Below are 26,375 nucleotides of genomic sequence, written 5' to 3'. Positions count from 1 at the left end.
GCGTGCACAACACGAGATACGCGCCCTCCGGCATGGTGTGCAGCGTCGACCACCTGGCCTCGGCGGCCGGGCTGGCGATGCTGGAGCGCGGCGGCTCGGCCGCCGACGCGGCGATCGCCGCCAACGCCGTGCTGGCGGTCGTCGCCCCCCACATGTGCGGCCTCGGCGGCGACCTGTTCGCCCTGGTCCACAACGGCGCCACCGTCACCGCGCTCAACGCCTCAGGACGCGCGGGGTCCGGCGCCGATCCGGCCCGGCTGCGCGCCGAAGGCCACACGCGCATGCCCCACCTGCACGACGTCAGGTCCGTCACCGTGCCAGGGTGCGTCGACGGCTGGGCCGCGCTGCACGGCAGGCACGGCAGGCTGCCCATGGCCGAGCTGCTGGCGCCCGCGATCCGGCTGGCCTCCGCCGGATTCCCCGCCTCGCCGCTGATGGTGGCGGGCGCGGCGAACGCGGCCCGGCGGCCCGGTGGCGGCGACTTCGCCTCCGTACGCGCGGCGGGCGACCGCGTCACCAGGCCCGGCGTGGCCCGCGCGCTCCAGGCCGTGGCCGGGCACGGTCGTGACGGCTTCTACCTGGGCGAGTTCGGGCAGGGCCTGGTCGAGGCGGGCGCCGGCGAGTACGTCGAGGCCGACCTGGCCGCGCCGGGCGCCGACTGGGTCGAGCCGCTCAAGACCCGCGCCCACGGCCACGACGTCTGGTCGATGCCGCCCAACTCCCAGGGCTACCTGCTGCTGATGTCCCTCGCCATCGCCGAGGGGCTCGACCTGCCCGCCTCCCCTTCCCATCCCGTCTGGGCCCACCTGCTGGCCGAGTCCGCCAGGATCGCCGGGCACGACCGGCTCGACGTGCTGCACGAGGACGCCAAGGACCTGCTCGACCCGGCCGAGGTCACCCGGCGGCGGTCGCGGATCGACTCGCGGTCCCGGCTGCGGCTCGGCGGGCCGGCCCGGGACGGCGACACGACGTACCTGTGCGTGGTCGACGGCGACGGCATGGGCGTCTCGCTCATCCAGTCGAACGCGTCCGGGTTCGGCAGCATGGTGTTCGAGCCCCGTACGGGGATCAACCTCCACAACCGCGGCATCGGCTTCTCGCTCAAGCCCGGCCACCCCGCCGAGTACGGGCCGGGCCGCCGCCCGCCCCACACGCTCACGCCGGCGCTGATCACCCGCCCCGACGGCTCGCTGAGGTCCGTCGTCGGCACCATGGGCGGCGACGCCCAGCCCCAGATCCTGCTGCAGGTCATCACCCGCCTGCTGCGTCACGGCGAGGAGCCGGGCCGGGCCGTCGCCGCGCCGCGCTGGCGGCTCGGCACCGGCGGCACCGGGTTCGACACCTGGGACGCGCCCGACGACGCCGTGCTCGACCTGGAGGAGGGCGGCGGCTGGTCCGACGGCCTCGCCGCGCTCGGGCACCGCGTGGCGGCGCTGCCGTACGGGAGCTCGTTCGGCCACGCCCACCTCATCGACGTCCGCCCCGACGGCATGCTGGCCGGCGCCGCCGACCCGCGCTCGCTCGTCGGCGCCGCGATTGGACGCTGAGCCGCCGGGTAGCGGGTGCCGCTATGGCTACGGACGTCATCACGCTCATCACGCAGGACCACAGGACCGTCGAGTCGATCTTCGACCGGCTCAAGACCGGGCAGGGCGACCAGAAGGCCGCCGTCGCGGAGCTGCACGCCCTGCTGATCGCCCACGCCAGAGCCGAGGAGGACCGCGTCTACCCCGGCCTCGACGCCCACCACAGCGTCGAGGAGCACAAGGAGGCGGAGATCCTGCTCGACGCGCTGGTCCGCGCCGAGCCCGGCACGCCGGAGTTCCGCGAGACGCTGGACGAGCTGGTCGCCTCGGTCGGGCACCACGTGCAGGAGGAGGAGAGCACGCTGCTGCCCGCGCTGCGGCAGACGGCCGACGCCAAGGAGCTCGACCGGCTCGGCAAGGCCTTCGAGCAGCGCCGCGCCGAGGAGCTGAAGGCCCTTTCCGGGTCCGCGTCCGGCTCTCCCGACGGCGCCACCAAGGCCGAGCTGTACGAGCAGGCGCAGCAGGCCGACATCCCCGGCCGGTCTCAGATGGACAAGCAAGAGCTGGCGCAGGCTTTGAAGAAGGCCGGATCCTAGGATTCCGGCCCGTTCAGAGGGTAGGGGTACCCCTATGACGGAGCTGCCTCCGGACCGGTTCGGCCTGGCTGACGAGCAGGAGATCGAGGTCGAGGAGTGGACCGACGACCTCGGGTTCCGGCACGAGGTCGTCCCCGACGACCCCCGGCACCACGACTCGCTCGACGAGCGCCTGCGCCGCGAGGCCCCCGACCGGCTGCGCGGGCCCCGCCCCAAACACCGGCTCACCCAGCCGGACGAGGGCCTCGGGCCCGACCTGGACGATGAGGAGATCGCCACGGAGTACTCCGACGACGCCGACGACCTCTCGGCCGAGGAGCGGGCGATCCGCATCGACTCGGAGGACGACCTCACCTGACGTGAAGCGGCGCTCAGGCGGCGCTCAAGGAAGGCGGCGCAGGGCGGGGAGGATGGCGTGGAGGTCGTCGACGATGACGTCGGCGGCCTTCGCCTGCGGCCGCTCGGCGTGCAGGTAGCCCCACGGGCCGCGGCGCAGCAGCGCGGTGCGCATGCCCGCCGCCGCGGCCGGCAGCACGTCGTTGTCCAGCCGGTCGCCGACGTACAGGATCTCGGCGGGCGCGCATCCCGCCACCGCGGCGACCTTGGCGAAGAAGCCGGGGTCGGGCTTGGCGACGCCCCAGCCGTCGGAGGTGTGGACGGAGTCGGCGGGCAGGTCCATCGCCACCAGCGCGTCGTAGGCGCGGCGCGGCTGGTTGCCGGCGATGATCACCTGGTGTCCCGCGGCCCTGATGGCCGCCAGCGCCTCGCGCACGTCGGGATAGAGGTCGTCGGCGTCGAAGTGGTTGCGCAGGCCGTCGGGGTCGTCACGTTCCCAGGCCGCCGCCTCGGCGTCGATGTCGATGCCAGGACGCACGAGCCGGAAGGCGTCGCTGTGCGACCTGTCGAGCGCCGCCATCCCGCCCAGGGCGCCCATGAGCAGGAAGGGGCTGACGCCCAGCCGCTCGGCCCAGCGGCGCCAGATGCGGCCCTCGCCGATGAGCGTCTCACCGACGTCGAACACCACTGCCTTGATCATCGATCCCCCTGCTCACCTGGCGGTTAGGCGCACCGGCCGGCCCGACAGACCAGGACAAACGGTGCACGGGTGATTTTCTCACGGGAGGGCCGCGAACCACACGTCTCAGGGCGCCAGCCGGTCCATCGCCTTCTTGATGCGCTTCTCCGAGACCGGGGTCGGCGTGCCGAGGGTCTGGGCGAAGAAGCTCACCCGCAGCTCCTCGATCATCCACCGGATCTCCGCCACGTCGGGGTCGCCCCGCCGCGCCGGATGCAGCTTGGCCAGCAGGTCGTCGTAGTCGTCCTCGACCTTGTGGACGCGGTCCATCCACTCCTGGTCGCGCCACGGGTCCTCGGGCAGCTTGGTCAGGCGGCGGTCGATGGCCCGCAGGTAGCGCAGGAGGTCGGACAGCCGCCGGTGGCCGGTCGCGGTGACGAAGCCCGGGTAGACGAGCCTGCCGAGCTGTTCACGTACGTCGTCGGTGGCGGCGCTCGCGCGCAGGGAGTCGAGCCGGGCCCCGGCCTCGTGCCAGACGCTGAGGATCTGCTCGACCTTGCCCAGCACGTCGCGGGCGGCGTCGTAGAGGTCGGCGCGGACGTGCTGGTAGAGGCGGTCGTAGCCGACCGGCTCCCAGACGACGCCGCCCGCCTCCAGCATGAGCTTGTCAGCCGCCGCGTTGACGACGTCGTCGAACAGCGCCACCGCCCCGCCGTGCGGGCTGCGCGACAGCGCCAGCTTGGCCTGGTTGGACAGGCCGCCGAGCAGCGACTTCGCGGGGTTGGTGACGTTGAGCAGGAGCAGGCGGCGCAGGCCCGGCCAGTGGGAGCGGCGCTGCTCCGCCTCGGTCTCGAAGATCTTGACGGAGACGGAGTCGCCGGCGTCGACGAGCGCCGGATAGCCCTTCATCCGGCCCTGCTCGAACACCTTGGGCAGGGTGCCGAAGCTCCACGTGTGCAGGCCGGTCTGCTCGAGGTCGTCGCCGGCTTGCGAGAGCGTCTGGCGCAGGCGCGGGGCCAGCCGCCGCTTGAGCGCGTCGAGGTCCTTGTCCTCGGCGACCGTACGCCGCTTCTCGTCGATCACCCGGTACGTGATGCGCAGGTGATCGGGCACCTGGTCGAGCTGCCACGCCTCACGCGGCACCCGGACGCCCGTGAGCCGCAGCAGCTCGCGCTCGACCGCGGCCAGCAGCGGCTCGCCACCCTGCTTGACGCCGGCCAGCACCTGCTTGGCGTAGTTGGGCGCGGGCACGAAGTTGCGGCGCAGGTGCTTCGGCAGCGACCTGATGAGCGCGGTGATGAGCTCTTCGCGCAGGCCGGGGATCTGCCAGTCGAAGCCGTCGGAGCTGACCTGGTTGAGCACCGCCAGCGGCACGTGGACGGTGACGCCGTCGGCGTCGGCCCCCGGCTCGAACTGGTAGGTCAGCTTCATCCGCTGGCCGAGCTGCTTCCACGTGTCGGGGTAGTCGCGGGTGCTGATGTCGGCGCCCTCGTTGACCAGCATCTCGGGCGAGAACGTGAGCAGGTCGGGCTGCTCCCGCCCGGCCTTCTTCCACCAGGAGTCGAAGTGGCGGGCCGAGACGACGTCGGCGGGCACCCGCTGGTCGTAGAAGTCGTAGAGCGCCTCGTCGTCCACCAGGATGTCGCGGCGGCGGGCGCGGTTCTCCAGCTCCTCGACCTCGCCGAGCAGCCGGCGGTTGTCCTTGAGGAACCTGTGGTGGGTGTCCCAGTCGCCCTCGACCAGCGCGTGCCTGATGAACAGCTCGCGCGACAGGTCGGGGTCGATGCGGCCGTAGGTGACCTTGCGGCCGACGACGAGCGGGACGCCGTAGAGGGTGACCTTCTCCAGGGCGATCACCGCGCCCTGGTTCTTCTCCCAGTGCGGCTCTGAGTAGGTGCGTTTGACCAGGTGCTGGGCGAGCGGCTCGACCCAGTCGGGCTCGATCTTGGCGTTGACCCTGGCCCACAGGCGCGAGGTCTCGACCAGCTCGGCCGACATGACCCACTGCGGCTGCTTCTTGGCCAGCGCGGAGCCGGGGAAGATGGCGAAGCGGGCGTTGCGGGCGCCGATGTACTCCTGGATCGGCCGCCGGCCGTCCTGCCCGCGCTGCTTGTCGACGACGTCCTTCACGCCGATGTGCGACAGCAGGCCCACCAGCAGCGAGGCGTGGATGTGGTACGGCTCGGCGGGCTGGGAGTTGGGCTGGGCGCCGAGCGTCTGGCGGAGCTGGCTGTAGATGTCCTGCCACTCGCGTACGCGCAGGTAGTTGAGGAACTCGGCCTTGCACAGCCGCCGGAACGCGCTGGATGACAGCTCCTTCTGCTTGTCGCGCAGGTAGTTCCACAGGTTGAGGTAGGCCATGAAGTCGGACTCGGGATCGGCGAAGCGCCGGTGCTTCTCGTCGGCCTGCTGCTGCTTCTCGGCGGGCCGCTCGCGCGGGTCCTGGATGGACAGCGCCGCGGCGATCACCATGACCTCGCGCAGGCAGCCGTTCTTCTCGGCCTCCAGCACCATGCGGCCGAGCCGCGGGTCGACCGGGAGCTGCGCCAGCTTGCGGCCGACGGGGGTGAGCTTGTTGTGGGCGTCGAACGCGCCCAGCTCATGGAGCAGGTTGACGCCGTCCTTGACCTGGCGGCGGTCGGGCGGCTCGACGAACGGGAACGCCTCGATGTCGCCCAGCCCGATCGAGGTCATCTGCAGGATGACCGAGGCCAGGTTGGTGCGCAGGATCTCGGGGTCGGTGAACTCCGGCCTGCTGAGGAAGTCGTCCTCCTCGTAGAGCCGGATGCAGATGCCGTCGGATGTGCGGCCCGAGCGGCCCTTGCGCTGGTTGGCGCTGGCCTGCGAGATCGGCTCGATCGGCAGGCGCTGCACCTTCGTGCGGTGGCTGTAGCGGGAGATGCGCGCGAACCCGGGATCGACCACGTATTTGATGCCGGGCACGGTCAGGGACGTCTCGGCGACGTTGGTGGCCAGCACGATGCGGCGGCCGGTGTGGCGCTGGAAGACGCGGTGCTGCTCGGCGGCGCTCAGCCGGGCGTAGAGGGGCAGCACCTCGGTGTTGCGGAAGTCGGCCTTGCCCAGGGCGTCGGCGGCGTCGCGGATCTCCCGCTCGCCCGACAGGAACACCAGGATGTCGCCAGGGCCCTCGCTGATCAGCTCGCGGCAGGCGTCGACGATGCCCTGCGTCTGGTCGTCGTCGTCATCGAGCGGGCGGTAGCGCACCTCGACCGGGTAGGTGCGACCGGAGACCTCGACGATGGGGGCGTCGTCGAAGTGCCGGGAGAAGCGCTCGGGGTCGATGGTGGCGCTGGTGATGATGACCTTGAGGTCGGGGCGCTTGGGCAGCAGCTGTTTGAGGTAGCCGAGGATGAAGTCGATGTTGAGGCTGCGCTCGTGGGCCTCGTCGATGATCAGCGTGTCGTACTGGTCGAGCATGCGGTCGTTCTGCAGCTCGGCCAGCAGGATGCCGTCGGTCATGAGCTTGACCAGCGTGCGGTCGCTCGCCTGGTCGGTGAAGCGGACCTTGTAGCCGACCACCTCGCCGAGCCCGGTGCCGAGCTCTTCCGCGATGCGCTCGGCGACCGTGCGGGCGGCGATGCGGCGGGGCTGGGTGTGGCCGATCAGGCCGCGTACGCCCCGGCCCAGCTCCAGGCAGATCTTCGGGATCTGGGTGGTCTTTCCCGAGCCCGTCTCGCCGGCGATGATCACGACCTGGTGGTCGCGGATGGCGGCGAGGATGTCGTCCTTACGCTGCGAGACCGGCAGATTGTCCGGATAGGTCACCGCCGGGACGGCGTCGCGGCGGCGTACGAGCCGCTGCTCGGCCCGCTCGACGTCGGCGAGGATCTCGGCGGCGATCTTGTCGCGCGCGTCGCGGGAGCGGACTCTGCGCATGCCGTCGAGCCTGCGCCGCAGCCGCCGCTGGTCGCGCGGCATGAGCTCGGGCAGGCGCGACTGGAGCTCCGCGAGTGACCCGGAGGGCCGCGCGGGCCGGGAAGGCGAGGCCGGAGACGGCGAGGACGGCGAGGACAACGAAGACGTTCCCATACTGCTTTCAGGATATTTGAGCTCCGCTTCGCCGGAGCCAACCGCCCATGGTGCCCGACCCGCCCGCCGCGCGCATCCCAATATCGCCGTGACTAGCGGCTGTGCGCGGTGACCACGTAGCCGTCGGGGTCGGTGAAGCTGAACGAGCGGCCGAACGGGCCGTCCGCGGGCGGGGTCACGATCGGCACGCCGGCCGCCTGGAGCTCGTCGTGCAGCCGCTGGGCGTCGTCGCACTCGAACCACAGGACGACGCCCGTGCCGGGGCGCTCGGGCAGCTCGACGCCGGGGAGCGGCTCGCGTACGGCGAAGGGGACGGGCTCGGTGGCGAACACCACGGCTCCGGGCGGGCCGGCGGGGGCGCGCTTGAGCCCGAGCCGCTGCTCGTAGAAGTCCGCGGCCTTGGTGAGGTCGCGGACCTGGAGGGCGACGAAGTCGATGCCGGTGGCGGTCATGGTCTCTCCTCATATGTCAGAACGTTGACATAGAGAACTGTATGTCAGAATGTTGACATGATGCAAGACGAGCTTGGACTGAGCGTCGGATACCAGCTCAAACGGGTGCAGGCGGCGCTGCGGGCGGCCATGGACGGCGTGCTGCGCACGCACGGGCTCACCACCCCGCAGTACTCGTGCCTCGACGTGCTCGGGCAGCGGCCAGGGCTGTCGAACGCGGAGCTGGCGCGCGCGGTGTTCGTGACCCGGCAGTCGATGAACGTGCTGCTGCAGCACCTTCAGGAGACCGGGCTGGTCGAGCGGCCGCCGACGGCCCCCTCGGGGCGCGCGCTGCCCGCCCGGCTCACCGAGGCAGGGCGGCGCCGCCTGGCGGCCGCCAAGGCCGACGTGCTGGCCGTGGAGCGGCGGATGAACTCCCCGCTGGCCCCGGACCAGGCGGATGAGCTGGCACGGCTGCTGGCCCGCATGGCCGAGGCCCTCACGGACTGACACCCGCAGGCCCGCGCACGACGTCGGCGGCTATGCGTGGGAGGCGGGGGCGCTATGTGCGGGCGGCGCCGGCGTGGGCGGCGCCGATGATGCCGGCCTGGTTCTGGAGGCCGGCCGGCACGATCGGCGTGTCGAGCCGTACGTGCGGCAGGAACTTCTGGGCCTTCTTGCTGACTCCCCCGCCGATGACGATCAGCGACGGCGAGAACAGCATCTCGACGTGCCGCAGGTACTCCTCGACCCGCTCGGCCCACTTCTCCCAGCTGAGGTCGTGCTCCTCGCGCACCCGGGCGGCGGCGCGGTGCTCGGCGTCCTTGCCGTGCAGCTCCAGATGCCCCAGCTCGGTGTTGGGGACCAGCACCCCGCCGGTGAACAGGGCGCTGCCGATGCCGGTGCCGAAGGTCAGCACCAGCACCGTCCCCTGGTGCCCGCGGGCGGCGCCGAAGCGCATCTCGGCGAGCCCGGCCGCGTCGGCGTCGTTGAGCACGGTCGCCCCGCCGAACAGCCGGCCCGCGTCCACGCCGATCCACGAGCGGTCGACGTTGGCCGCCGAGCGCACCACGCCGTCCACGACGACACCGGGAAAGGTGACTCCGACAGGACCCTTCCACCCGAAGTGTTCTCGCAGCTGAGCCACCACGCCCGCGACCGCGTCCGGGCCCGACGGCTCCGGTGTGGGGATGCGCAGCCGCTCCCGCAGCAGCTCTCCTGCCTCCGTGTCGACCGGCGCGCCCTTGATGCCGGAGCCGCCGATGTCGATGCCCAAGACGTCCATGCTCTTCCTCTCCCCGTTACGACGCCGGCGAACGCTATTTATGGCCACGGCTGAACCCTTCTCCCGCCCGCATGCGTACCTCGCGTCACAAGCGCTCATTAGGAGGCACCGGATGCGGCCACGCATCGTCACACTCTGCGCTGTTGCGGGCGTTCTGGGAGCGACTCTCACCACTCCCGCACACGCCACCACCAGGACGAGTTTCGACGTCATCAACCTTGTGTCGGACGTCAAGGGCAAAGCCCCTGTCACCGACCCCAAGGTCGTCAACCCGTGGGGCCTGGCCATGGGCAAGACTCTGTGGGTCTCGAACACCGGCACCGGCACCGCCACCGTCTACTCCGGCACGGGCAAGAAGGAGAAGACGGAGGTGGCGATCCCGGGCGGAGCCCCGACCGGGCAGGTGTTCAACCCCGGCCAGGGCTTCACCGTCAAGGGCAAGCCGGCCTCGTTCATCTTCTCCAGCCCGAGCGGCGCCATCAGCGGCTGGAACGCGGAGGTCGACCCGGCCAACGCGATCATCGCGGCCTTCACCCGCGGCGCCGACTACAAGGGGCTGGAGCTCGTCCAGACCGAGGACGAGGCGTTCCTGCTGGCGGCCGACTTCGCCGGTGGCCGCATCCACGCCTTCGACCAGGACTTCCGGCGCGTCAAGCTCGCGCGCTGGCAGTTCAGGGACTCGGCGCTGCCGAAGGGCTACAACGCCTACAACGTGGCGGTGGCCAACGGCAACATCTGGGTCGCCTACGCCCTGCGTGACCCGGCGACCGGCAAGCCGGTCTTCGGCAACGGCAAGGGGTTCGTCAGCCGGTTCAACGCCGACGGGCGGCTGACCGGGCGCATCTCCCGGGTCGGCCTCAACGCCCCCTGGGGACTGACCGCCGCGCCCAAGGGCTGGGGCCGCGAGTACGCGGGCTCGCTGCTGGTCGGCAACTTCGGTGACGGCACGGTGCACGCGTACAACCGGGGCCGGCACCTCGGCGCCCTGCGCGACTCCGGTGGCAGGCAGATCGTGCTGCCCGGGCTCTGGGACCTTGAGCCGGGCACCGCCGCCACCGGCGGCGAGAAGGCCCTGTGGTTCTCCGCCGGCATCGACGGCACCAAGCACGGCCTGATCGGCGTGATCGCGCCGAAGGGCACGAAGGTCAGCTCGAACGGGGCGGCCGCGGCGCCGAAGCCGTCGGGCCAGAAGACGAGCGCCCCAGCGACCCGGCCCCCCTCCCAGAATCCCTACGGCGGGTACTGACCGGCGCTCAGCCGCCGCCGTCCCCTCCAGCCCGGCGAGGAGCGCAGCTCGCCCACATGGGCGAGGGGGCGGCGGTCGGGGGGGTCTCCGGCGCGGCCGGCGCGAGCCGCGCCGGAGACGCCCGCCACTCGCGCGATCGCGGATCCCGCGCGCGGCCGGTCAGGTGAGGCCGGTCAGGTGAGGCCGGTCAGGTGAGGCCGGTCAGGTGAGGCCGGTCAGGTGAGGGCGGCGGTCAGGTGAGGGCGGCGGTCAGGTCGGCGAAGGTGCGGTAGTGGACGCCGGTCATGCCGAGCGCCACGGCCGCCTCGACGTTCTGCGGCCGGTCGTCCACGAACAGGCAGCGCTCAGGCGCCGCCCCGGCCAGCTCGGCGGCGATCTCGTAGATGCGCCGGTCCGGCTTGGCCACGCCGACCCTGGCGCTGCTGACCACGGCGTCGGCGAAGTACGTGAGACCCAGCAGGTCGAGATGCGACTCCAAGGTGTCCATGGCGTTGGTCACGATGACCACCGGCACGTGCTCCTGCACCCGGGCCAGCAGCTCTCCGACCTGCTCGTCCACCCAGAACCTGATCTCCACGAACTCGGCCACCGCCCGCCTGGCCCGCTCGTCCCCCCCGAGCGCCACGGCGATCGACTCGGCCCATTCGGCCTCGGTGCGCTCGCCGAGCGTGGCCGGCATGATCAGCTCGGGGTCGAAGGCCGTTTTCGTGAGCGGCAGCCCGTAGCGGGCCTCGATCTCGGCCTGGGCGGCGTGGTCGAAGTGGCGCAGCACGCCGTCGAAGTCGGTGAGGACCGCGTCGTAGGGGATCACAGCCCACCATTCTGCCCGGTGCGCGCAACCCCGTCCCCCCTGCCACAGGTGCTGAGGGGACCCGCGGCACTACCATCTCCGAGACAGGATTCGGTATCGGAACGGTAGGGCATGAGCGATCACCGGCTGCCACGCGAGCTGTGCCAGCTGTTCGCCGACGGCGGCAAGGGGAGGAGGCTGCCCGTGGCGCTGCCTCCCGGCGACGTCGTATGGCCGGATCCCGGCTACACCGGGCAGGGGGAGGCACCGCGACCGGCGTTCTGGATGAGCGACGAGCAGGCGGGCGGCGCCGACTGGGCGCTGCTGCGCGAGTGGCACCCGCACAGCGGGTTATGGCCGCTGCTGCTGGACGAGTCGGCGCAGCCGTGGGCGGTCGGGCAGGTCGTGCCGGACGATCCCCGTCAGATCGACCACTTCACCGCCGAGGGGTTCATGACCGAGGTGTGGGAGGAGTGGGTGGCGCAGATGCCGGCGGACGCGCTCGAAGAGCTGGATCCGTACGGCGCGATCTGTCCTGGCCCGGCCCCGCCCGGCGTCCTGCGGGCCGATCCGGAGGCGGTGGCGGCGTGGCTGGCGGGCGAACTGGCGGCGAAGGGGATGCCGCTCGGCCTGGTCGCCGCGGGCCGTGGCGCGGACGCGCTGGCCGTCATGGGCTGGCAGGGGGCGCTGCACCACAACGAGTGGATGGTGCCGATGGCGGCGGTGGTGCGCAGCTGGGAGGACCGCTTCGGGGCGCGGGTGGTGAGCGTCGGGTTCAACACGCTCGACCTGAGCGTCGCGGCGCCGCCGGTCGATCCTGAGCACGCGCTGCACGTGGCGGCCGAGCACTGGACGTTCTGCCCGGACAACGTGGTGCAGGGTCCTGGCGATCTGCAGGGGTACGCCGAGCAGATCATCGGCGGGCACGCCTGGTCGTTCTGGTGGGACTGAGCGCTCAAGGGCGCCCCTGACGCGCGGGGGCCGGTTTCCGTGCCGTCCCGGCCCCGTCGTCCGCGTCAGGGGACGCGCGCCACGGCCCCGTACGTGCCGGAGGCGCCGGGATCGCAGGCGTCGTCGGAGCCGTCGGGCCGCCAGTCCGGGACCCACACCAGCCCCGGCTCGACCAGTACGAGCCCTTCGAGCAACGCCTTGACCTCCTCCCTGGTGCGTACGGCGTGCCCCGGCAACGTCATCGCCAGCAGGTCGTGAATGGCCGGCAGCAACTCGGGGGGAATGGCGTCGAACGTGGTCTGCACCAGCGACAGATAACTCCGCTCGGGAACCACCTGCCGAATGCGTTTGATCACGTAATGGAAGTATTCGTCGTCGTTGAGGCTGTAAGCCGACAGCAGTAACACGGCCATGGGCCGGTCCCAATCGAGGAACGTCTGCAGGACGCGGTCGTCGAGCACCTCGTCGATCTCGCGCAGGTCGCCTTCGACGACGCGGACGAGATCGGTGACGGGCTCGATGGTGGCCCGCGCTCCGGCCAGCACCATCGGATCGTTCTCGACGTAGACCACGCGCGGCACCGAGTCGAGCAGCGCCTTGCGCGCGACGTCGTGCAGCTGGCGGCCGGCGGGCAGCCCGCTGGGCACCCCACTGCCGACGATCACGAACTGGTCCACACCGCGTACGGCCAGGTGACGGACCACCCGGCACAAGAACCGCAGCACGGCACGGGCGGCCGTCGTGGTGACGGGGGCGGCCAGGTCGTAGCGCCGCACGGCGTCCCGATCGGCCGTGAAGTGGTTCTTCCCACCTGCGGCCGCGTCGAGAATCCGGGTGACTCTCGCTTGGGTCAGCTCCAGCTTCGCCAGATTTCGGATGGCACGCTGACGCATTGAGTGTTGCCCCTTTCCCCTCGCCCACAATCTCGGGAAAAGATGATCCTTTCGGACCCCACTCGATGACCCAGACCATATGATCCTCGCCACACGGGGAAAGACAACCGGAAAAGCCATTAGTTTTGGGTATATGTCACTAACCACTCGCCGGCATAAATGATCTCGCGGGCGGGAAGGGGCTCATTTTCCGAATGAACGCGAAAGCCTTTCGCGATGCTGGTTGAGCACCTCGAAGGTCTCTTCGCGGGTGGTGGTCGTCACCGACAGCTTGGTGAACGCCTGGTGGTAGACCTCCACCTCGGCCGCGTCGCCGGTCAGCCGGTCGGACTCGATGCCGTGGGCGCAGGCGACGTCGGGCTCGAACGCCTCGGCGAAGCGCCAGATCGTGAACGGGCCGGTGCGCGGGACGTAGACGGGGTCGTCCGTCGGCACCACGTGCAGCGAGACGTTGGGCCGCTTGGCGTGCTCAAGGAGCACCTCGAGCTGACGGAGCTGGACGTGCTGCCCGACGATCGAGCGGGTCAGCACGCTCTCGTCGATGACGGCCCACAGCACCAGGCCGTTGTCGCGGGGCAGCGCCTCCTGGCGGGCCATGACGAGGGCGAGCGCCTCGTCGACCGTCTGCTGGCCGAGCGTGGCGGGGCCCGCGACGGTGAGCGCGGCCCTGGCGTACTCCTCGGTCTGCAGCAACGGCGGCACGAACTGGGGGTGGTAGCTGCGGATCACGGTGGCGCGCTGTTCGAGCGCGTAGCCGGTGGCCAGCCAGACGGGCACCGACTGGGCGTCGTACCAGGCGGCCTCGCGCTCGCCCCTGGCCAGGCTCAGCACGTATTCGCGGATGGGCGGCGACGCGACGCCGTAGACGGTCAGCAGGCGCTCGACCGTGATGGGGGCCGGCGCGATGCGGCCCTCCTCGATGGCCGGGATCGCCGCGGCGCCCTTGCCGATCGCGGTCTCGACCTGCTCGACGGAGAGCCGGGCCGAGACGCGCAGGCCGTGCAGCCGCTTGCCGAGCGCCCTGCGCTGCGGCCCGCTCAGCGGCGCGACCGCCTCGGGGATCTCGGAGGTGGGCTCGGGCTCGTCGGGCAGCCCCTCGGCCTTGCGCGCCATCTCCACCACGCCGCGCAGCACGGCCAGCGAGCTCTCGGACAGCCCTGAGGCGGACAGGCCGATGGTGGCGGCGCGCAGCTGGAGGTCCTCGACCGACCCTGACTCGAGGTAGTCGTCACCGACCAGCCAGCCCACGCTCACCTGAAGGCACGAGGCCAGCGCCCGCAGCACCTGCAGCGTCGGGTTGGTCTGCTTGCCCGTGCGCAACTGGCTGACGTAGGCGCGCGTGATGGGGATGCCCGCCTCCGTCAGGGCGGAGGCGACCTGCGCGCCGGTGAAACCGCGCTTGGTCAGCGCGAGATCGAGCCGTTCGGCGAAGTTCGCCACGGCACACCTCCTACCGCCCGTGAACTTTTCCAGCGTAAGGGACGCGGGGCCCGGTGTCCCCTGCCATGCGGGCAAGCTCTGCCCCGCGATGGGGTATCAACTTATTCGCAAACTGTCAGTTGACATAGTCCCCCTTGAAAGCGGACTATCGGAAGCGCGTGGTAACTGTGGCTTAACAGCCTACGGGTTCTGGAGAGATTCCCCGGGCAAGGAGGTGGCCGGACATGACCATGGAGCATCGGGACGGTTCCCGGTTCATGGACGATCCGGTCTCCGCCGGGCAGGAAGAGGCGGTGCGCCGCATCTGTGCCCGCGTGACCGGGCCGGAGGCGGGCGACGACGTCCAGGTCGCCGGCCTGCCGCTGGGCGGTCTCCAGGTCTGGCTGGAAAGCCCTCGTCACCGCTGGCGCTTCTACCACCGGATGGCCCGCGAGCTGCGGCTGGCCGGCTGGCACACGGAGACGGGACCGGAACGGCTGCTGTTGCTCGGGTGGAGTGCGGTCTGCCTGAGCCACCGCGTCAGGATGCTGGGCGCGGCCCTCAAGGGACGGCTGGCCGACTTCGACCAGACGGCGTTCACCGCCGTCATGCTCGCCACCCGGCTGTGTCACGACGGGTTCCCGATGGCGGACGTGCCCGCCGAGGTCGAGGCTCGCTGCGCCGACGCGCTGCGCTGGCCGGCCCGGCTGGCCGACCTCGAAGGGCTCGAACGCCGGTCGTCGCTGGAGCCGATGCGGCTCAGGCTGGCCCAGGTGGCCGGTCTGGAGGCCAAGGTGGCCAGGCGCTGCGGTGAGCACCTCGTCCTGGCCTCGAAGGTCGCGCGTACGGTCGCCGGTGGTGCGGGACCGGCACGGACGCGGACGGCCGGGCCCCGATCGGCGGCACAGCGTGCCGGGCTGACGGAGCGCATGGTCTGCGTCAGCGTCCCGAACGTGGCCGAGAGTGCGGTGACGGCCCGATGACGAACACCAGCCGCCAGGGCGCGACCTCGGTCATCACGGCCGCGCCAGGGCCAGGACCGCGGGGAGGACGGCCCGATCCCAGCATCGGAGCCGCGATGCGGTTCCCCGTCTCGCTCGCGCCGTTCGCCGGCGAGCGGTCCACCGGACGCGTGCCTCCGGGCACCGCGCCGGCGCGCGTGAGCGCAGGCGCCGGAATGCCGGCGCTGCCATCCGGCGGCGGGAGGTGGCGGGCCGCGCACGGCCTGCCCGGCCCGTCCGCCTTCAGTGCGGGAACGGTGGCAGCGCGCAAAGCGCTGGCCCCGGCGCTTCCCCGCCCCCCCGGCACCGTGCGGCACGTGCCCGACTCAGTCGGTTCGGTGCTGTTGGCCAGCGCGGTAGCGGCTGGCGTGCTGGCCAACTCGAGGGGTAGCGCCTGGGGTCGGCTCAACTTGTTCCAACCCGGCTTCGGCGGGTCGATCGGCAGGGCGGGCGCCACTGAGCCGATCGACCGGCCGTCCCGGCGGGCAGCGGTGCCCGGGCGTGCGCCCGTGACCGTTCCGCCGGCCGCCGTTCTGCTCGCCGCCACGGCGCTGGTGCGGGTCGCCGTGGCGTCGGGACGTGAGACCGGACGTCGATCTCAGCGCGCGGCGGAAGAGGGGCCGGCAATCGCCCGCCGGCTCCTCGCCGCACGACGCGCGGCCTTCCTCCAGGTACGCGGCCACGCGCCGCGCCCGCGCGGAGGCCCCCGACTCAGCCCGCAACCGTTCAGGACACCCGCTATAGATCAGGAGCGATCATGCTCACCGACGAAACGCGCAGGTCACAACCCCATGAAGTGCACCCGCGAGGCGTGAGGCCCGGCCCGCCGCCACCCTACGGCGACGAGGACAGGCCGGCTCCGCCCCCGCAGGCGACGGCGCGCACCGCGCACCGGCTGCGCCGCATCCGTCAGGTGTCCGTCGACGCCATCACCGAGATCGACCAGGCGCTCCGGCACCGCCCCTCGTGACCCTTTCTCTCGCCTTCCCGCACAGGAGGAAGACCATGCGCACCGTCCGGGGCACGCTGTGAGCCGCGGCAGGGTCGGCGTGATCGTCGCGCCGGAGAACCCCTCCGCCGAGCCGGAACTCACCCGGCTGTTCGGCTCGCGTGCCGACATGTACGTCGCCCGCCTCCCCATCTGTCCGCGTCCCTCGCTGACCGACCGCCTGGAGAGCTACAACGCCGCGCTGCCCGCCATGGCGCGCGCCTTCGGCGGCCTGCGGCTGGACGCGCTGGTCATGGCCTGCACAGAGCCGCGTTACCTGCTGGGCCCCGACGAGGACCGCCGGCAGTGCACGGAGCTGACCACGGCGACCAAGCTGCCGATCGCCTCGGCGACGCTGGCCACCCACGAGGCGCTCGACCATCTCGGCGTGAGCGACATCGTGCTGGTCTCGCCGTACGAGCCGTGGGTGACCGACCTCGCCGAGCGGTTCTGGAAGACGGCCGGCGTCACCGTCACGCAGGTCGTGCAGATCCGCGCGGGCGACGGCTACTCCTCGTACGCGGTCACCCCCGAGGAGCTGATCTCCCAGGTGGAGTCGGCCGAGCCGCCCGATGACGCGGCGCTGCTGTTCACCGGCACAGGGCTGCCGACGCTGCCCGTGCTCGGGCCGCTGACCACCGGCAACGACCGGCGGCTGCTCACCACCAACCTCTGCCTGGCCTGGTGGGCGCTGTCCAGGGCGTTCGGCCGTCAGGTGACGCTCAGCCCGCTCCCCCACCGCAGGACGGCCGCGCGGAGGGTGGCGCACACGGGAGGCCGCGCATGAACGGCGTCATCGTCGTAGGAGCCGGGCCGGCCGGCCTGACCGCGGCGCTCTCCCTGGCCAGGGCCGGGATCCCGGTTACCGTGCTGGAGCGCGAGAGCGAGCTGCCCAGGCAACCCCGGGCCTGCACCTTTCATCCCGCCACCCTCGACCTGCTCGACGACCTCGGCGTGGCCGCCAGGCTGGTCGCCGGCGGCCGGGTGGTCGACCGGGTGCAGTGGCGCGACAGGTCGGGGCTCGTGCTGGCCGAGATGGGCATGAACCGGCTCGACGGCCTGACCAAGCATCCCTTCAGGATCCACGCCGACCAGAGCGCGCTGACGCCGCTGCTGCTGGAGGCGCTCAACGTCTACCCCCAAGTGGACGTACGCTTCGGCGCGCAGGTGGACGGCGTCGCCGAGGGCGGCACGGGCGTCCGGGTCCGCGTCGGCCACACCTGGACGCGGGCCCGGTACATGATCGCCGCCGACGGCGCCGGCAGCAGCGTGCGCGGGGCGCTGGGGCTGCCCTTCCCCCGGGCCGCCTGCCCGGCCCAGGCGCTGCGGGTCTTCACCGAGGCGCCGCTGGACCGGCTGCTGCCGAGTCTGGCGCCGCTGACGTACGTACGGGACGTGCAGCAGTCGTGCACCCTGCTGAAGCTGCCCGACCACTGGCGGATCATCTTCAAGATCCCCTGCGAGGCGTACGAGCCGCTGTCGCCGTCGAACCTGTCGCTGCTGGTCCGCCGGTCCCTGCCGGGCGCCACCGAGCCCATCAGGGTCACGGGGGCCGACCGGTTCGGGCTGAACCGGGGGGTGCTGACCTCGTACCGGTGCGGGCGGGTGCTGTTCGTGGGCGACGCGGCGCACCTGACCTCGACCATCGGCGGGCTGAACATGAACGCCGGCATCCACGACGCCGCCGAGGCCGCCCAGGTCATCGCGGCGGTGATCGGCGGGTACGCCCCGGCCGCCGCGCTGGAGGCGTGGGCGTGGCGGCGGCGCTCGGTGCTGATGCACCGGGTGATCCCGCGCGGCGAGACGCGTCCCGCGGGCGTACGGGAACGTGACAGTGCCCGGCTCGCCGCGGCCATGGCCGGGTTACGTGCCATCGCCGGCGACCCCGACGCGACCCGCGCCTACCTGGCGCAGGCGTCGCTGCTCGACCCGGTGCCGAACCCTGGGCCGAACCCTGGGCCGAACCAGGTGCCCGTGCGGAAAGCCGTGGGGAGGGCCTGACGCTTGAACACCACCCGACCGCGTACCGAATGGAGGAGGTGACACCGGATGTGGCGAACCCTGTCAGACGACGCGCGCCAGGCCATTCGTGACCTGTGCGACAAGCACGGAGCCCGGCTCTACGACTACTGCCGCACCGAGCTCGCCGCCGGCGACGCCGAGCAGGCCGTGGCCGGCGCCGCGATGACGGCGCACCTGTACGCGGACCGCGTGGTGGACCCGGCCCTGCGCCGCCCCTGGTTGTACGCGGTGGCCCGCGCGCACCGGGCGTTCGTCGCCCGGCCGGCCAGCATCGGCTCGTGGTCGCGGCCAGGCCGCATGTCGGAGCTGCTGCCCGAGGCCCTGCTGTCCCTGGAGCGGCCCCAGCGGGAGCTGCTCGACCTGTCCGTCCGTCACGGCCTGTCCGACCCCGAGCTGGCCGCGATCTTCGAGCTGCCCGCGGCCGAGGTGCACGCCATCGTCACCAGGGCCGCGTCCGGCCTGGAGGAGTGGTTCGCCGCGATCGTCGCGGCCCGCTCCCCCGACGGCTGCCCCGACCTGACTGCCCGGATGGAGGCGTGGGTCGCCGCGCCGGGCCGCCGGGCCAGGGCCAGGATCGGCCGGCACATCCATGCGTGCGCGATCTGCCGGGCCGCGCCCAGGACGATGACGGCGGCGGCGCTGCTGCGCCGGCTGCCCATCGCCACACTGCCCGGCACACTTCCCAACCGGCTGGCGTCGGCGCAGCCGTTGCCCGGCGAGGGGCCACTCTGGCGGGCCGACGGCTTTCCTGTGCAGGCCCGCACACTGGTGGAGACCTCCTCGTCGCAGGCTCCACCGGCCGCCGACGCCATGCCGTCCGCCCCGGTCGCCGGCCCCACGACGGCGACCCCGGGAAAGCCCTGGTCGGAGGCGGGCGCGGCCGCCTCCGACCAGGAGCCCCCGACCATTCCCGCGGCCCGGCTGCCGCTGGAGTCCCTTCCGCGGCCGATGTCCATGCCGCTGGCGGCTCCCACGTACGCGGAGTACGACACCGAGGACGAGGCTCCCGAGGAGCCCATCGCGGCGCCGGCCGTACGGGGGCGGCATCCGTTCACGCCGCCGAGCCGTACCAGGGCCTTCCGCGGCGGCGTGGCGGGCGACAAGCTCGTCTACCGCACCGCGCTCAAGGGCGAGAGCAACGGCGTGCCGCACGACGCCCCTGTCATCCGCTACGGCGGGATCACGGTGTCCAGCACGGTGTCCAGCACGGCGTCGAACTTCGTCCAGCCGCCCGGGGGCGGGGACGGCGGACAGTGGCAGGAGTACTGGCGTGAGCCGCCCGACGACGATCCCGAGCAGGGCACCCCGATCAGGGCCGTCGCCAGGCTGGCGCTGATCCTCGGTGTGGGGCTGCTGGCGGCGGGGCTGATCTGGGCCATCATGAACGGCCAGGCCGGCACCCCGGCGCTCACCAAGGCCGCCGCCCAGTCCAGCGCCGACCCCGACGCGCCGTCCGGCGCCCAGGCCGGAGCAGGGAGCGAGGCCAAGAGCGGGCCGCAGAGCAGCGCCCAGCCCGATGAGCCGGCGCGCGAGGCGACCGAATCTGACACCGCCGGGCGCGAGGCGTCCGGGCGGGAGGCTTCGGGAGGCGGGGGTGAGGAGAGCGCCGGGTCCGGGTTGAAGGCGGTGCCGCGGAAGAGCGCGCTGCCGAAGCCGGCCGCGCCGGTCGCCAGGCTGTCGCCGTCGTCGGCGTGGCTGGGCGAGCGGCGCACCGGGTCGTTCGCGCTGGCGTGTACCGGCCGCTGCCAGGTCGTCTCCGCGGCCGGCACCACCGGCATCGCCGTGTCGGGCACCCGCTTCCGCGTCGCCGACCGGCTGGAGAGCTGCGACCCCGCACCGGCCGTACGGCGCGGGAAGATCACCGTCAAGTGGGCGGGCACCGCGAAGGGCGACGGTGAGCGCACCGGCGGCACCACCACCGCGAGCGGCACGCTCACCATGAACGTGACCTGGACGCCCTCCCCCGACGCGAGCTGCGGGTAGGAGGCCCGGAACCGGGCCCCCTACCAGGGACTTCTTAGAAGAAGTGGAACCCGGGCTCGGGCTCCGGCAGGTCCAGCTTCTCGGGGCCGCGGAACGTGGTGGCGTCCTTCGGCACGTCGGCGAGCGGCGTCCCGAGCACGAACGGCACGCTGACGCTGCTCCTGGTCAGGTCGAGGGTGACGTTCGCGCCGGTGCCCTGCTCACCGGTGTAGGTGCCGTCGGTGCCCGCCACGATCAGGCCGATGCGGTGGCCCTTCCTGAACGTGTAGTCCTGCGGCAGCGTCAGCCACTTGACCGTGCCGTACGTGCCGGGGGTCAGCGGCTTCGCCTGGCTGAGCGAGTCGCGGTTCTGCACGTCGATCCAGCCGCGGGCGACGATCTCCAGCGGGCGGGTGGCCACGTTCGTGACGACCTTGCGGTAGCAGGCGTCGTCGTCAGCGGTGCTCTCGCCGTGGCAGTCCTCCTCGGTGAGCGTGGTGATGCCCTGGCCGGTCCGCCAGTCGACGCGGGTGTCGGTGCCGAAGTCCACCAGGAGCGCGGTCAGGTTGGCGGTCGGCTTGTCCAGCTTGACCCGGAGGTCGGCGGTGGGCGTGCCGGACAGGCGCAGGCTCAGCGGAAGCGGGCCCGTGGTGAACGCGACCCGGCCGGGCTTCGCCGTGCCCACGTCGGCCACCATGTCGTTCTCGCTCATGCGGACGTCGGTGAAGGAGGCGGTGCTGTTGCGCTTGGCGGGCTTGAGCCCGAGCGTGCCGTCGGCCGACGGGCGCAGCGGCACCTTGAGCGCGAGCGGCGCCGGCCAGTCGCGCTGGGTGATCCACTTCGCCGGGGCCACCTCGACGTCCGCGCGGGGCTCGTTCGTGATCCCGTTGCGCACGCCGTGCAGCCAGTGGTCGAACCAGCGGTGCAGCGTGTCCACCCAGAGGTCCCTGCGGCCCTCGAAGTCGAACGGGTCCACGTGCTGGGTCTGGCCGACCCAGATCTTGCGCGGCACTTTCCTGTCGGCCAGCGCCTTCCACCAGACGGAGAAGTTGTCGGGCTTGACGTTGAGGTCGTTGACCGTGTGGATGACGAAGACGCTCGCCTTGACCTTGGAGACGTCGCCGAGCAGGCCCTTGATGTAGTCGCGCTCGGCCCAGAACGTGTTGAAGTTCCCCGTGTCGTCGCCGTCCTCGGCGTCCATCCTGTCGCGGACCTGGCGGCACTTGTCCTCCGGGTCGGTGTCGACGTAGTTGGCCAGCCAGGACGCGTAGTCGTAGTTGTAGATCACGCCGTTCGAGCGCTGGTACTTGTACCAGGAGCTGATCGCCGAGATCGGCACGATGGTCTTCAGGCCGTCCACGCCGGTCGCGGCGACGGCGTTGGCGAGGGTGCCGTCGTACGACTTGCCGATCATGGCGGCCTTGCCGGTCGTCCAGTCGGCCACGGCGGGGCTGCCGTCCGCCCGGAACGCCTTGGCGCGGCCGTTCAGCCAGTCGATGACGGCCTTGCCGCCCAGCACGTCGGCCTTGCCGCCGATGTCGGGGCAGCCGTCGGACTTGGTGGTGCCGAGCATGTCGACGTTGAGGACGGCGTAGCCGCGGGGGACGAAGTAGTTGTCGTAGAAGAGGGGAAATTTCACGACGTTTCCGGCGGCGTCGTAGACCTTGCGCTCGCCTTCGTTGCCGCGGCCCGAGTTGTCGTAGTACGGGCTCTCATCGATGATCACCGGGACCTTGAGTCCCGGGCCGGACTCCTTGGGCCGGATGATGTCCACCCTGACCTTGTCGAGGGCGCCGTCGAGGTCGCTGTCGACGGTCGACTCGACGTACACGTGCTCGCGGACGGCGTCCGCGTACGAGAAGACCGGCTGCGTCCTGCCGTTCTTGACGGTGATGGCCGGGCCGGCGGCGGCCTGGGCCGGAGTCGCGATCGCGAGGGTGAGGGCGACGGCGAAGAGGGCTGGGCGTAATTGTGACACGCGTGACCTCCGGGACATTTGACAACAAACGCCACCGTCTCAGACGGCCTGAGAGGTGGCAAGATCCCACTATGGATGTTCTGGATCGGGTGCTGGGCTGTCTGCTGGGCGGCGCGATCGGTGACGCGCTGGGGGCGCCGATCGAGTTCCAGTCGCTGCGGGAGATCCGCAGGGCGTACGGGGAAGAGGGCGTCAGCGACTACGTCACGGATTGGCGGGGTAAGGCCGGCCTGATCACCGACGACACCCAGATGACCCTCTTCACCGTCGAGGGCCTCCTGACCGATGGTGGCTCTGCGGATGTGGAGGCCGTACGAGCGGCCTATCTGCGATGGCTGGACACGCAGGACCATTAGGCGCCGCCCCCGGCGAGCCTGCCGCACCACACCGGACGGCTGCGCGAGGAGGGCTGGCTGTACTCGCGGCGGGCCCCCGGCAACGCCTGCCTGTCCGGCCTGCACCGGCCCTTCCCAGGCCCGGCCGCGTGGGGCGAACCAGGCCCGGTGAACCCCGGCTCCAAGGGCTGCGGCACCGTGATGCGCTCCGCCCCCTTCGGCCTCCTCGCCGCCCTCGCCCATCAGGCGCCTGCCGACAGCGGGGAGCGGGCGGTGCGGGAGGCGTTCGAGCTGTCGGCGGTGTGCGCGCAGATCACGCACGGGCACCCGACCGGGTACCTCGCCGCCGGGGCGTTCGCGGCGATCGTCGCGCAGCTCATGGCGAGCGAGGCGCTGGAGCCCGCCGTACGCCGCACGCTCGCCCTCCTGGCCACCTACCCCGGCCACGAGGAGACGACGGCCGCCCTCCACGCCGCCCTGGAGCTGGCCGCGGCCGGGCAGCCCACCCCCGAGGCGATCGAGTCGCTCGGTGGCGCGTGGGTGGCCGAGGAGGCGCTCGCCATCGGCGTCTACTGCGCCCTCGCCGAGCCCGAGGTGGACCGCGCCCTGCTGCTGTCGGTCAACCACTCCGGCGACAGCGACTCGACCGGCTCGGTGTGCGGCAACCTCGTCGGCGCCCTGTACGGCAGGGCCGCCCTGCCCGCCGCCTGGCTGCGTCCGCTGGAGGGCCGCGAGACGATCGAACGGCTGGCCGCCGAACTCGTCGCCACCCCGGGGTGATCGTCGGCCCCCGCCCCGCAGCATCTAGGGTGGTGGGCGTCAGCCGTTGAGGAGAAGGTGGATGCGTAACGTCGCTCGGACCTCGCTCGTGGACGCCGCCATCGCCGAGCTCCGCCGGGAGATCGCCGAAGGGGTGTGGCCGGTCGGCACCAAGATCCCGTCGGAGAGCCGCCTCGCGGAGAGCCTCGGCATGAGCCGGCTGTCCGTACGCGAGGCCGTACGCGTCCTGGCCCACGCGGGGCTGCTGCACACCCGGCAGGGCGACGGCACGTACGTCACCGCCACCGACGAGTCCGAGGTCGCCCTGCGCCGCCGGCTCGACACGGCGGCCGCCATGGACATCATCGACGTACGCCGCGGCCTCGACCTCGTCGCCGCCCGGCTGGCGGCGGGCCGGCGCACCGACGACGACCTGGCCGCGATGCGCGCCGCGCTGGCCCGCCGCGACGCCGCCGCCCAGGCGGGCGACCTCGACGGGTTCGCCGACGCCGACGTGGCCTTCCATCTGAGCGTCGCGGAGGCCGCGCACAACGTCCTCCTCGGCGACCTCTACCGCAGTATGAGCGCGGCCCTGCGCGACAGCGTCAGAGACCAGGAGCAGGCGGCCCTCGACCCTGACCCCTGGCACGCCGAGCTGCTCAAGGCCATCGAGAACCGCGACCCCGCCGAAGCGGTCGCCGTCTCCATCGCCCTCCTCGACAAACAGGAACGCGACCTCTGACCCCTCAGCGACGCGGCCGGTTTCGGGAGAGGGGCGCGGACAGGCCGGACACGGCTCCGCAACTGCCCGGGGACAGGCCCGCTTCTGCGTCAGGCACGCGCGCGAGCGCCCGGAACGTGGTCGCGTCCCGGGCGCGCGGTGCCTTCGTCACGGGATGGCAAGGGTGTCCGTGGAGGAGTCCGCCGGTGGGTCGGGGGACTGGCGTCGGCGGCGGGCCGTCAGCCACAGCGCCCCCGCGGCGAGTGCCGCGCCTCCGGCGGCGGCGAGCAGCAGGGTGTAGGCGGGGATCCCGGTGCTGGTGACCGCGCTCTGAGCGCCGGCCTTGGCCGCGTCGCCACCTGTCCCAGCCGCCTCACCGCCGGTTCCGGCCGCTGTTCCGTTCGCGGGCACTGCCTCTTGCGAGGTCGGCGCTCCTGGCTTGGGCGCCGTCGCCAGTTGGCCGGGAGAGGCTGGGACGAAGGTGGGGACCTCGCCGGGGACGACCTTCGGGGGCCGGATCGCGCCCCAGCGCTCCTCCGTACGCCGGCCTCCCACCATCTCGGCGGGCACGGGCGCGACGCGCATGTTTCCGGGGACCTTCAGGACGCCCACCTCGTACGGCGGGAACCAGCCCTGCAGCGCCTCCACCTTCCACTCCCCGCGCGGCACCGCCAGGGACGTCGCGTAGTGCGCCGCCTCGGGCAGCGGCGTGGCCTCGAACGTCACGCTGCGGCCGTCCGCCCGGGTGAGCCGCAGCCCGACGCGGTCGAGCACGCCCTCGAACGGATGGGTGCCGTGCTGCAACACCCAGAACCCCACCGTGTACGTGTGCCCGGCCTCGAACCGCCCCGGCACCGGATCGAGGTACGTCACCGCCCATCCCCCACGGGCCCCCGCTTGGGTTCCGGCCTGGGATGCCGTCTGGGATGCCGCTTGGGATGCCGGCACCGGCACCGGTGCCAGGACCGGGGCCGCCGCAAGTGCCAGGGCCGCCAACGCGACCATCGTCTTTCGCATGAAAGTCACCTCCGGTGTGCATACACCGCAGGAGTGCCGGAGGTTCTGGGGGTCGCGTCATCAGCGGGCGACATTTCCTGACAAGGGTGCACACATTTCCCGACCGGGGCACGCACAATGGAATTCAAGAGGGCGAGGGCGAGAATTCGGCGGGGAGCGAGGAGGCTTGGCGCCGTGTCCGCCTCGGGACGCGACTATCTGACCGCGATGCTCGACGTGCTCGTCTACGAGAACGTGCTGGTGGCCTGGAGACGCCTGCCTTCGGGCTGCTACATGCTCGTCTCGCACGAGGGCGAGGAGATCAGGCTCACTCCACAGCAGGCCGACGCGTGGACGAGGGGTGCTTTCGCGGTCTACCTCGCGCTGGTGGACCAGCGCCGCATCAGCCCCCGCATTCCCGGCGATACTCCACATCATCAACTCGAATAAGCGCATATTTCCGGCGCCCACCGCGCTGGGCAGTGGCGGGTCCGGTCAACGGCCGATGGCCGGTGGCCGGGGGCGGGTCTGGTCGGCGGCCGGTCGCCTGCGACCCGCCGCCTCCCCCGCCCTCGACAACCCCCGTCAGGGCGTCACCGACCTCGTCAGCCCTTGTTGTTCATGAACTGGGAGATCTTCCACTCCTCGCCTTCCTTCGTGAGCACGAACAGCTCGCGCATGTTGTTGTCGCCCTGCTTGCTGGTCGCCCTGACGATGGCGTCGTCGGGGCCGGCGGTGCGGGTCTCGTCGATGGTGTGGGTGGCCTGCTTCATGCCGTTGCCGCCCTGGAGCTGCTTCTGGAACAGCGACTTGATGGCTTCGCCGCCCTCGGCGGTGGGCTGCCCGGCGAGCAGGACCACCGCGTCGTCGGCGAAGGTGTCGGTGACCTGGTCCACGTCGCCCGACTTGAGCGCGTCGAAGAAGCCCTGGACGGCGGTCTCCGCCTGCCCGCCGCCCGCGGTGTCGCCCGGCGAGGCCGAGTCGTCGGGTGAGGTGTCGGGCGCCATGGAGTCCATGTCGGTGGGGCTGGCCGCCCCCTTCATGGCCTGGGTGTTGCCGGAGCAGCCCGCAACCAGGAGGGCGGGGACGATCGCGGCCAGCAGGAGTGCCCTGCGCTGAGAAATCTTGCTCATGGCCGCTTTGATGCCCCCGCCGATGAGTGGCGAATGCGGGGTTTAGGCACTCCGCACGACGCCTTTACCTGGTCGGGGTGGTCCGGACGGTAACGGTTAACGGATCAGGGAGAGACGCGTCAGAGGTTCGATCGTTGCCGTCCTGATACCAGCGGGCCGGAGAGCGCCGATAGCGTGCCTACAGTGCCGCGAATCTTGGCGAACGCCGAACCCCTCCCCCAGCGCGAAGACGCCGAACGCTGCGACAGTGTCGAAGCAGGACGGCGCTGCGTGCTCCC

General features: G+C 71.9%; 23 protein-coding genes and 1 pseudogene. 14 read left to right on the top strand and 10 right to left on the bottom strand.

The genetic code is table 11. The features are described 5' to 3' along the window. Window positions 1-2 precede the first annotated feature (2 nt). Genes AB0K18_RS25190 through AB0K18_RS25180 form a run of 3 tightly spaced genes read left to right on the top strand, consistent with a single transcriptional unit; the run spans window position 3 to window position 2,480 of the window. Window positions 3-1,547, top strand: a complete 1,545-nt coding sequence (locus tag AB0K18_RS25190; protein WP_364918413.1) for a gamma-glutamyltransferase — start codon at window positions 3-5, stop codon at window positions 1,545-1,547. A 23-nt stretch (window positions 1,548-1,570) separates the two neighbouring features. Continuing rightward, a complete protein-coding gene (locus tag AB0K18_RS25185; RefSeq protein ID WP_364918411.1) occupies window positions 1,571-2,122 on the top strand; it encodes a hemerythrin domain-containing protein in 552 nt (183 codons plus the stop codon). A 34-nt stretch (window positions 2,123-2,156) separates the two neighbouring features. Beyond that, a complete protein-coding gene (locus AB0K18_RS25180; RefSeq protein WP_364918408.1) occupies window positions 2,157-2,480 on the top strand; it encodes a DUF5709 domain-containing protein in 324 nt (107 codons plus the stop codon). A 24-nt stretch (window positions 2,481-2,504) separates the two neighbouring features. Here AB0K18_RS25180 and AB0K18_RS25175 read toward each other — a convergent pair whose 3' ends face one another. The 3 genes from AB0K18_RS25175 to AB0K18_RS25165 all read right to left on the bottom strand — a co-directional run bounded on the left by AB0K18_RS25175 (window position 2,505) and on the right by AB0K18_RS25165 (window position 7,639). Beyond that, complete coding sequence (locus tag AB0K18_RS25175) at window positions 2,505-3,158, bottom strand: HAD family hydrolase (protein WP_364918406.1); 654 nt, start codon at window positions 3,156-3,158, stop codon at window positions 2,505-2,507. Between the two features lie 105 nt (window positions 3,159-3,263). Continuing rightward, on the bottom strand, window positions 3,264-7,187 hold the full coding sequence (gene hrpA / locus AB0K18_RS25170; protein ID WP_364918403.1) for an ATP-dependent RNA helicase HrpA: 3,924 nt from the start codon (window positions 7,185-7,187) through the stop codon (window positions 3,264-3,266). A 92-nt stretch (window positions 7,188-7,279) separates the two neighbouring features. Next, on the bottom strand, window positions 7,280-7,639 hold the full coding sequence (locus AB0K18_RS25165; protein ID WP_364918400.1) for a VOC family protein: 360 nt from the start codon (window positions 7,637-7,639) through the stop codon (window positions 7,280-7,282). Between the two features lie 57 nt (window positions 7,640-7,696). Between AB0K18_RS25165 and AB0K18_RS25160 the strand changes: the two genes are divergently transcribed. Next, the gene (locus tag AB0K18_RS25160) at window positions 7,697-8,128 is read left to right on the top strand and encodes a MarR family transcriptional regulator (protein WP_364918397.1); all 432 of its coding nucleotides are present in this window, start codon (window positions 7,697-7,699) and stop codon (window positions 8,126-8,128) included. 52 nt (window positions 8,129-8,180) lie between these two features. Here AB0K18_RS25160 and ppgK read toward each other — a convergent pair whose 3' ends face one another. After that, window positions 8,181-8,903, bottom strand: coding sequence for a polyphosphate--glucose phosphotransferase (gene ppgK / locus AB0K18_RS25155; protein ID WP_364918394.1), 723 nt, complete (start codon window positions 8,901-8,903; stop codon window positions 8,181-8,183). Between the two features lie 112 nt (window positions 8,904-9,015). Here ppgK and AB0K18_RS25150 point away from each other — a divergent pair, with 112 nt between their 5' ends. Then, complete coding sequence (locus AB0K18_RS25150; RefSeq protein WP_364918391.1) at window positions 9,016-10,149, top strand: TIGR03118 family protein; 1,134 nt, start codon at window positions 9,016-9,018, stop codon at window positions 10,147-10,149. A 232-nt stretch (window positions 10,150-10,381) separates the two neighbouring features. Here the strand turns inward: AB0K18_RS25150 and AB0K18_RS25145 are convergent, their stop codons facing one another. Then, on the bottom strand, window positions 10,382-10,960 hold the full coding sequence (locus AB0K18_RS25145; RefSeq protein ID WP_364918388.1) for an HAD-IA family hydrolase: 579 nt from the start codon (window positions 10,958-10,960) through the stop codon (window positions 10,382-10,384). A gap of 111 nt (window positions 10,961-11,071) precedes the next feature. Here AB0K18_RS25145 and AB0K18_RS25140 point away from each other — a divergent pair, with 111 nt between their 5' ends. Next, window positions 11,072-11,890, top strand: coding sequence for a DUF4253 domain-containing protein (locus AB0K18_RS25140; protein ID WP_364918385.1), 819 nt, complete (start codon window positions 11,072-11,074; stop codon window positions 11,888-11,890). 65 nt (window positions 11,891-11,955) lie between these two features. Here AB0K18_RS25140 and AB0K18_RS25135 read toward each other — a convergent pair whose 3' ends face one another. Further along, the gene (locus tag AB0K18_RS25135; RefSeq protein WP_364918383.1) at window positions 11,956-12,783 is read right to left on the bottom strand and encodes an SAM-dependent methyltransferase; all 828 of its coding nucleotides are present in this window, start codon (window positions 12,781-12,783) and stop codon (window positions 11,956-11,958) included. Between the two features lie 183 nt (window positions 12,784-12,966). Then, window positions 12,967-14,223 carry a Scr1 family TA system antitoxin-like transcriptional regulator gene (locus AB0K18_RS25130; protein ID WP_364918381.1) on the bottom strand — a complete coding sequence of 419 codons (1,257 nt, stop codon included), beginning with the start codon at window positions 14,221-14,223 and terminating at the stop codon, window positions 12,967-12,969. Window positions 14,224-14,447: 224 nt separating this feature from the next. Here AB0K18_RS25130 and AB0K18_RS25125 point away from each other — a divergent pair, with 224 nt between their 5' ends. The 5 genes from AB0K18_RS25125 (at window position 14,448) to AB0K18_RS25105 (ending at window position 20,196) form a co-directional block, all read left to right on the top strand. Then, the gene (locus AB0K18_RS25125) at window positions 14,448-15,185 is read left to right on the top strand and encodes a hypothetical protein (RefSeq protein WP_345387553.1); all 738 of its coding nucleotides are present in this window, start codon (window positions 14,448-14,450) and stop codon (window positions 15,183-15,185) included. Window positions 15,186-15,960: 775 nt separating this feature from the next. Further along, window positions 15,961-16,173, top strand: coding sequence for a hypothetical protein (locus AB0K18_RS25120; RefSeq protein WP_364918378.1), 213 nt, complete (start codon window positions 15,961-15,963; stop codon window positions 16,171-16,173). Between the two features lie 58 nt (window positions 16,174-16,231). Then, window positions 16,232-16,978, top strand: coding sequence for a hypothetical protein (locus AB0K18_RS25115; RefSeq protein WP_355413268.1), 747 nt, complete (start codon window positions 16,232-16,234; stop codon window positions 16,976-16,978). Next, a complete protein-coding gene (locus tag AB0K18_RS25110) occupies window positions 16,975-18,192 on the top strand; it encodes an FAD-dependent oxidoreductase (protein WP_364918376.1) in 1,218 nt (405 codons plus the stop codon). The genes AB0K18_RS25115 and AB0K18_RS25110 overlap by 4 nt, the downstream gene beginning before the upstream one ends. A 48-nt stretch (window positions 18,193-18,240) precedes the next feature. Further along, window positions 18,241-20,196, top strand: a complete 1,956-nt coding sequence (locus tag AB0K18_RS25105) for a hypothetical protein (protein WP_364918374.1) — start codon at window positions 18,241-18,243, stop codon at window positions 20,194-20,196. A 34-nt stretch (window positions 20,197-20,230) separates the two neighbouring features. Here the strand turns inward: AB0K18_RS25105 and AB0K18_RS25100 are convergent, their stop codons facing one another. Next, window positions 20,231-22,153: a Xaa-Pro dipeptidyl-peptidase gene (locus tag AB0K18_RS25100; protein WP_364918373.1), complete on the bottom strand. Its 1,923-nt coding sequence runs from the start codon at window positions 22,151-22,153 to the stop codon at window positions 20,231-20,233. A 71-nt stretch (window positions 22,154-22,224) separates the two neighbouring features. Here AB0K18_RS25100 and AB0K18_RS25095 point away from each other — a divergent pair. Continuing rightward, a pseudogene (locus AB0K18_RS25095) lies at window positions 22,225-23,268 on the top strand (ADP-ribosylglycohydrolase family protein). 61 nt (window positions 23,269-23,329) lie between these two features. Next, window positions 23,330-23,989 carry an FCD domain-containing protein gene (locus tag AB0K18_RS25090; RefSeq protein ID WP_364918370.1) on the top strand — a complete coding sequence of 220 codons (660 nt, stop codon included), beginning with the start codon at window positions 23,330-23,332 and terminating at the stop codon, window positions 23,987-23,989. Window positions 23,990-24,136: 147 nt separating this feature from the next. On the opposite strand, the gene AB0K18_RS25085 is transcribed toward AB0K18_RS25090, so the two are convergent. Further along, a complete protein-coding gene (locus AB0K18_RS25085) occupies window positions 24,137-24,841 on the bottom strand; it encodes a hypothetical protein (protein WP_364918367.1) in 705 nt (234 codons plus the stop codon). Between the two features lie 318 nt (window positions 24,842-25,159). On the opposite strand from AB0K18_RS25085, the gene AB0K18_RS25080 reads away from it, so the two are divergent. After that, complete coding sequence (locus AB0K18_RS25080; protein ID WP_364918364.1) at window positions 25,160-25,414, top strand: hypothetical protein; 255 nt, start codon at window positions 25,160-25,162, stop codon at window positions 25,412-25,414. A 155-nt stretch (window positions 25,415-25,569) separates the two neighbouring features. On the opposite strand, the gene AB0K18_RS25075 is transcribed toward AB0K18_RS25080, so the two are convergent. Beyond that, window positions 25,570-26,097, bottom strand: coding sequence for a nuclear transport factor 2 family protein (locus tag AB0K18_RS25075; protein ID WP_364918361.1), 528 nt, complete (start codon window positions 26,095-26,097; stop codon window positions 25,570-25,572). Window positions 26,098-26,375: the final 278 nt, after the last annotated feature.

The organism is Nonomuraea sp. NPDC049421 (genome assembly GCF_040677005.1).
Taxonomy (GTDB): Bacteria; Actinomycetota; Actinomycetes; order Streptosporangiales; family Streptosporangiaceae; genus Nonomuraea; species Nonomuraea salmonea.
This window is presented reverse-complemented; position numbering and strand designations above follow the sequence as displayed.

Coding starts and splice junctions, on each gene's coding strand:
- AB0K18_RS25185 (WP_364918411.1), top strand. CDS start 1,571: ATGGCTACGGACGTCATCACGCTCATCACGCAGGACCACAGGACCGTC.
- AB0K18_RS25180 (WP_364918408.1), top strand. CDS start 2,157: ATGACGGAGCTGCCTCCGGACCGGTTCGGCCTGGCTGACGAGCAGGAG.
- AB0K18_RS25175 (WP_364918406.1), bottom strand. CDS start 3,158: ATGATCAAGGCAGTGGTGTTCGACGTCGGTGAGACGCTCATCGGCGAG.
- hrpA (WP_364918403.1), bottom strand. CDS start 7,187: ATGGGAACGTCTTCGTTGTCCTCGCCGTCCTCGCCGTCTCCGGCCTCG.
- AB0K18_RS25165 (WP_364918400.1), bottom strand. CDS start 7,639: ATGACCGCCACCGGCATCGACTTCGTCGCCCTCCAGGTCCGCGACCTC.
- AB0K18_RS25160 (WP_364918397.1), top strand. CDS start 7,697: ATGATGCAAGACGAGCTTGGACTGAGCGTCGGATACCAGCTCAAACGG.
- ppgK (WP_364918394.1), bottom strand. CDS start 8,903: ATGGACGTCTTGGGCATCGACATCGGCGGCTCCGGCATCAAGGGCGCG.
- AB0K18_RS25150 (WP_364918391.1), top strand. CDS start 9,016: ATGCGGCCACGCATCGTCACACTCTGCGCTGTTGCGGGCGTTCTGGGA.
- AB0K18_RS25140 (WP_364918385.1), top strand. CDS start 11,072: ATGAGCGATCACCGGCTGCCACGCGAGCTGTGCCAGCTGTTCGCCGAC.
- AB0K18_RS25135 (WP_364918383.1), bottom strand. CDS start 12,783: ATGCGTCAGCGTGCCATCCGAAATCTGGCGAAGCTGGAGCTGACCCAA.
- AB0K18_RS25125 (WP_345387553.1), top strand. CDS start 14,448: ATGACCATGGAGCATCGGGACGGTTCCCGGTTCATGGACGATCCGGTC.
- AB0K18_RS25120 (WP_364918378.1), top strand. CDS start 15,961: ATGCTCACCGACGAAACGCGCAGGTCACAACCCCATGAAGTGCACCCG.
- AB0K18_RS25110 (WP_364918376.1), top strand. CDS start 16,975: ATGAACGGCGTCATCGTCGTAGGAGCCGGGCCGGCCGGCCTGACCGCG.
- AB0K18_RS25105 (WP_364918374.1), top strand. CDS start 18,241: ATGTGGCGAACCCTGTCAGACGACGCGCGCCAGGCCATTCGTGACCTG.
- AB0K18_RS25090 (WP_364918370.1), top strand. CDS start 23,330: ATGCGTAACGTCGCTCGGACCTCGCTCGTGGACGCCGCCATCGCCGAG.
- AB0K18_RS25075 (WP_364918361.1), bottom strand. CDS start 26,097: ATGAGCAAGATTTCTCAGCGCAGGGCACTCCTGCTGGCCGCGATCGTC.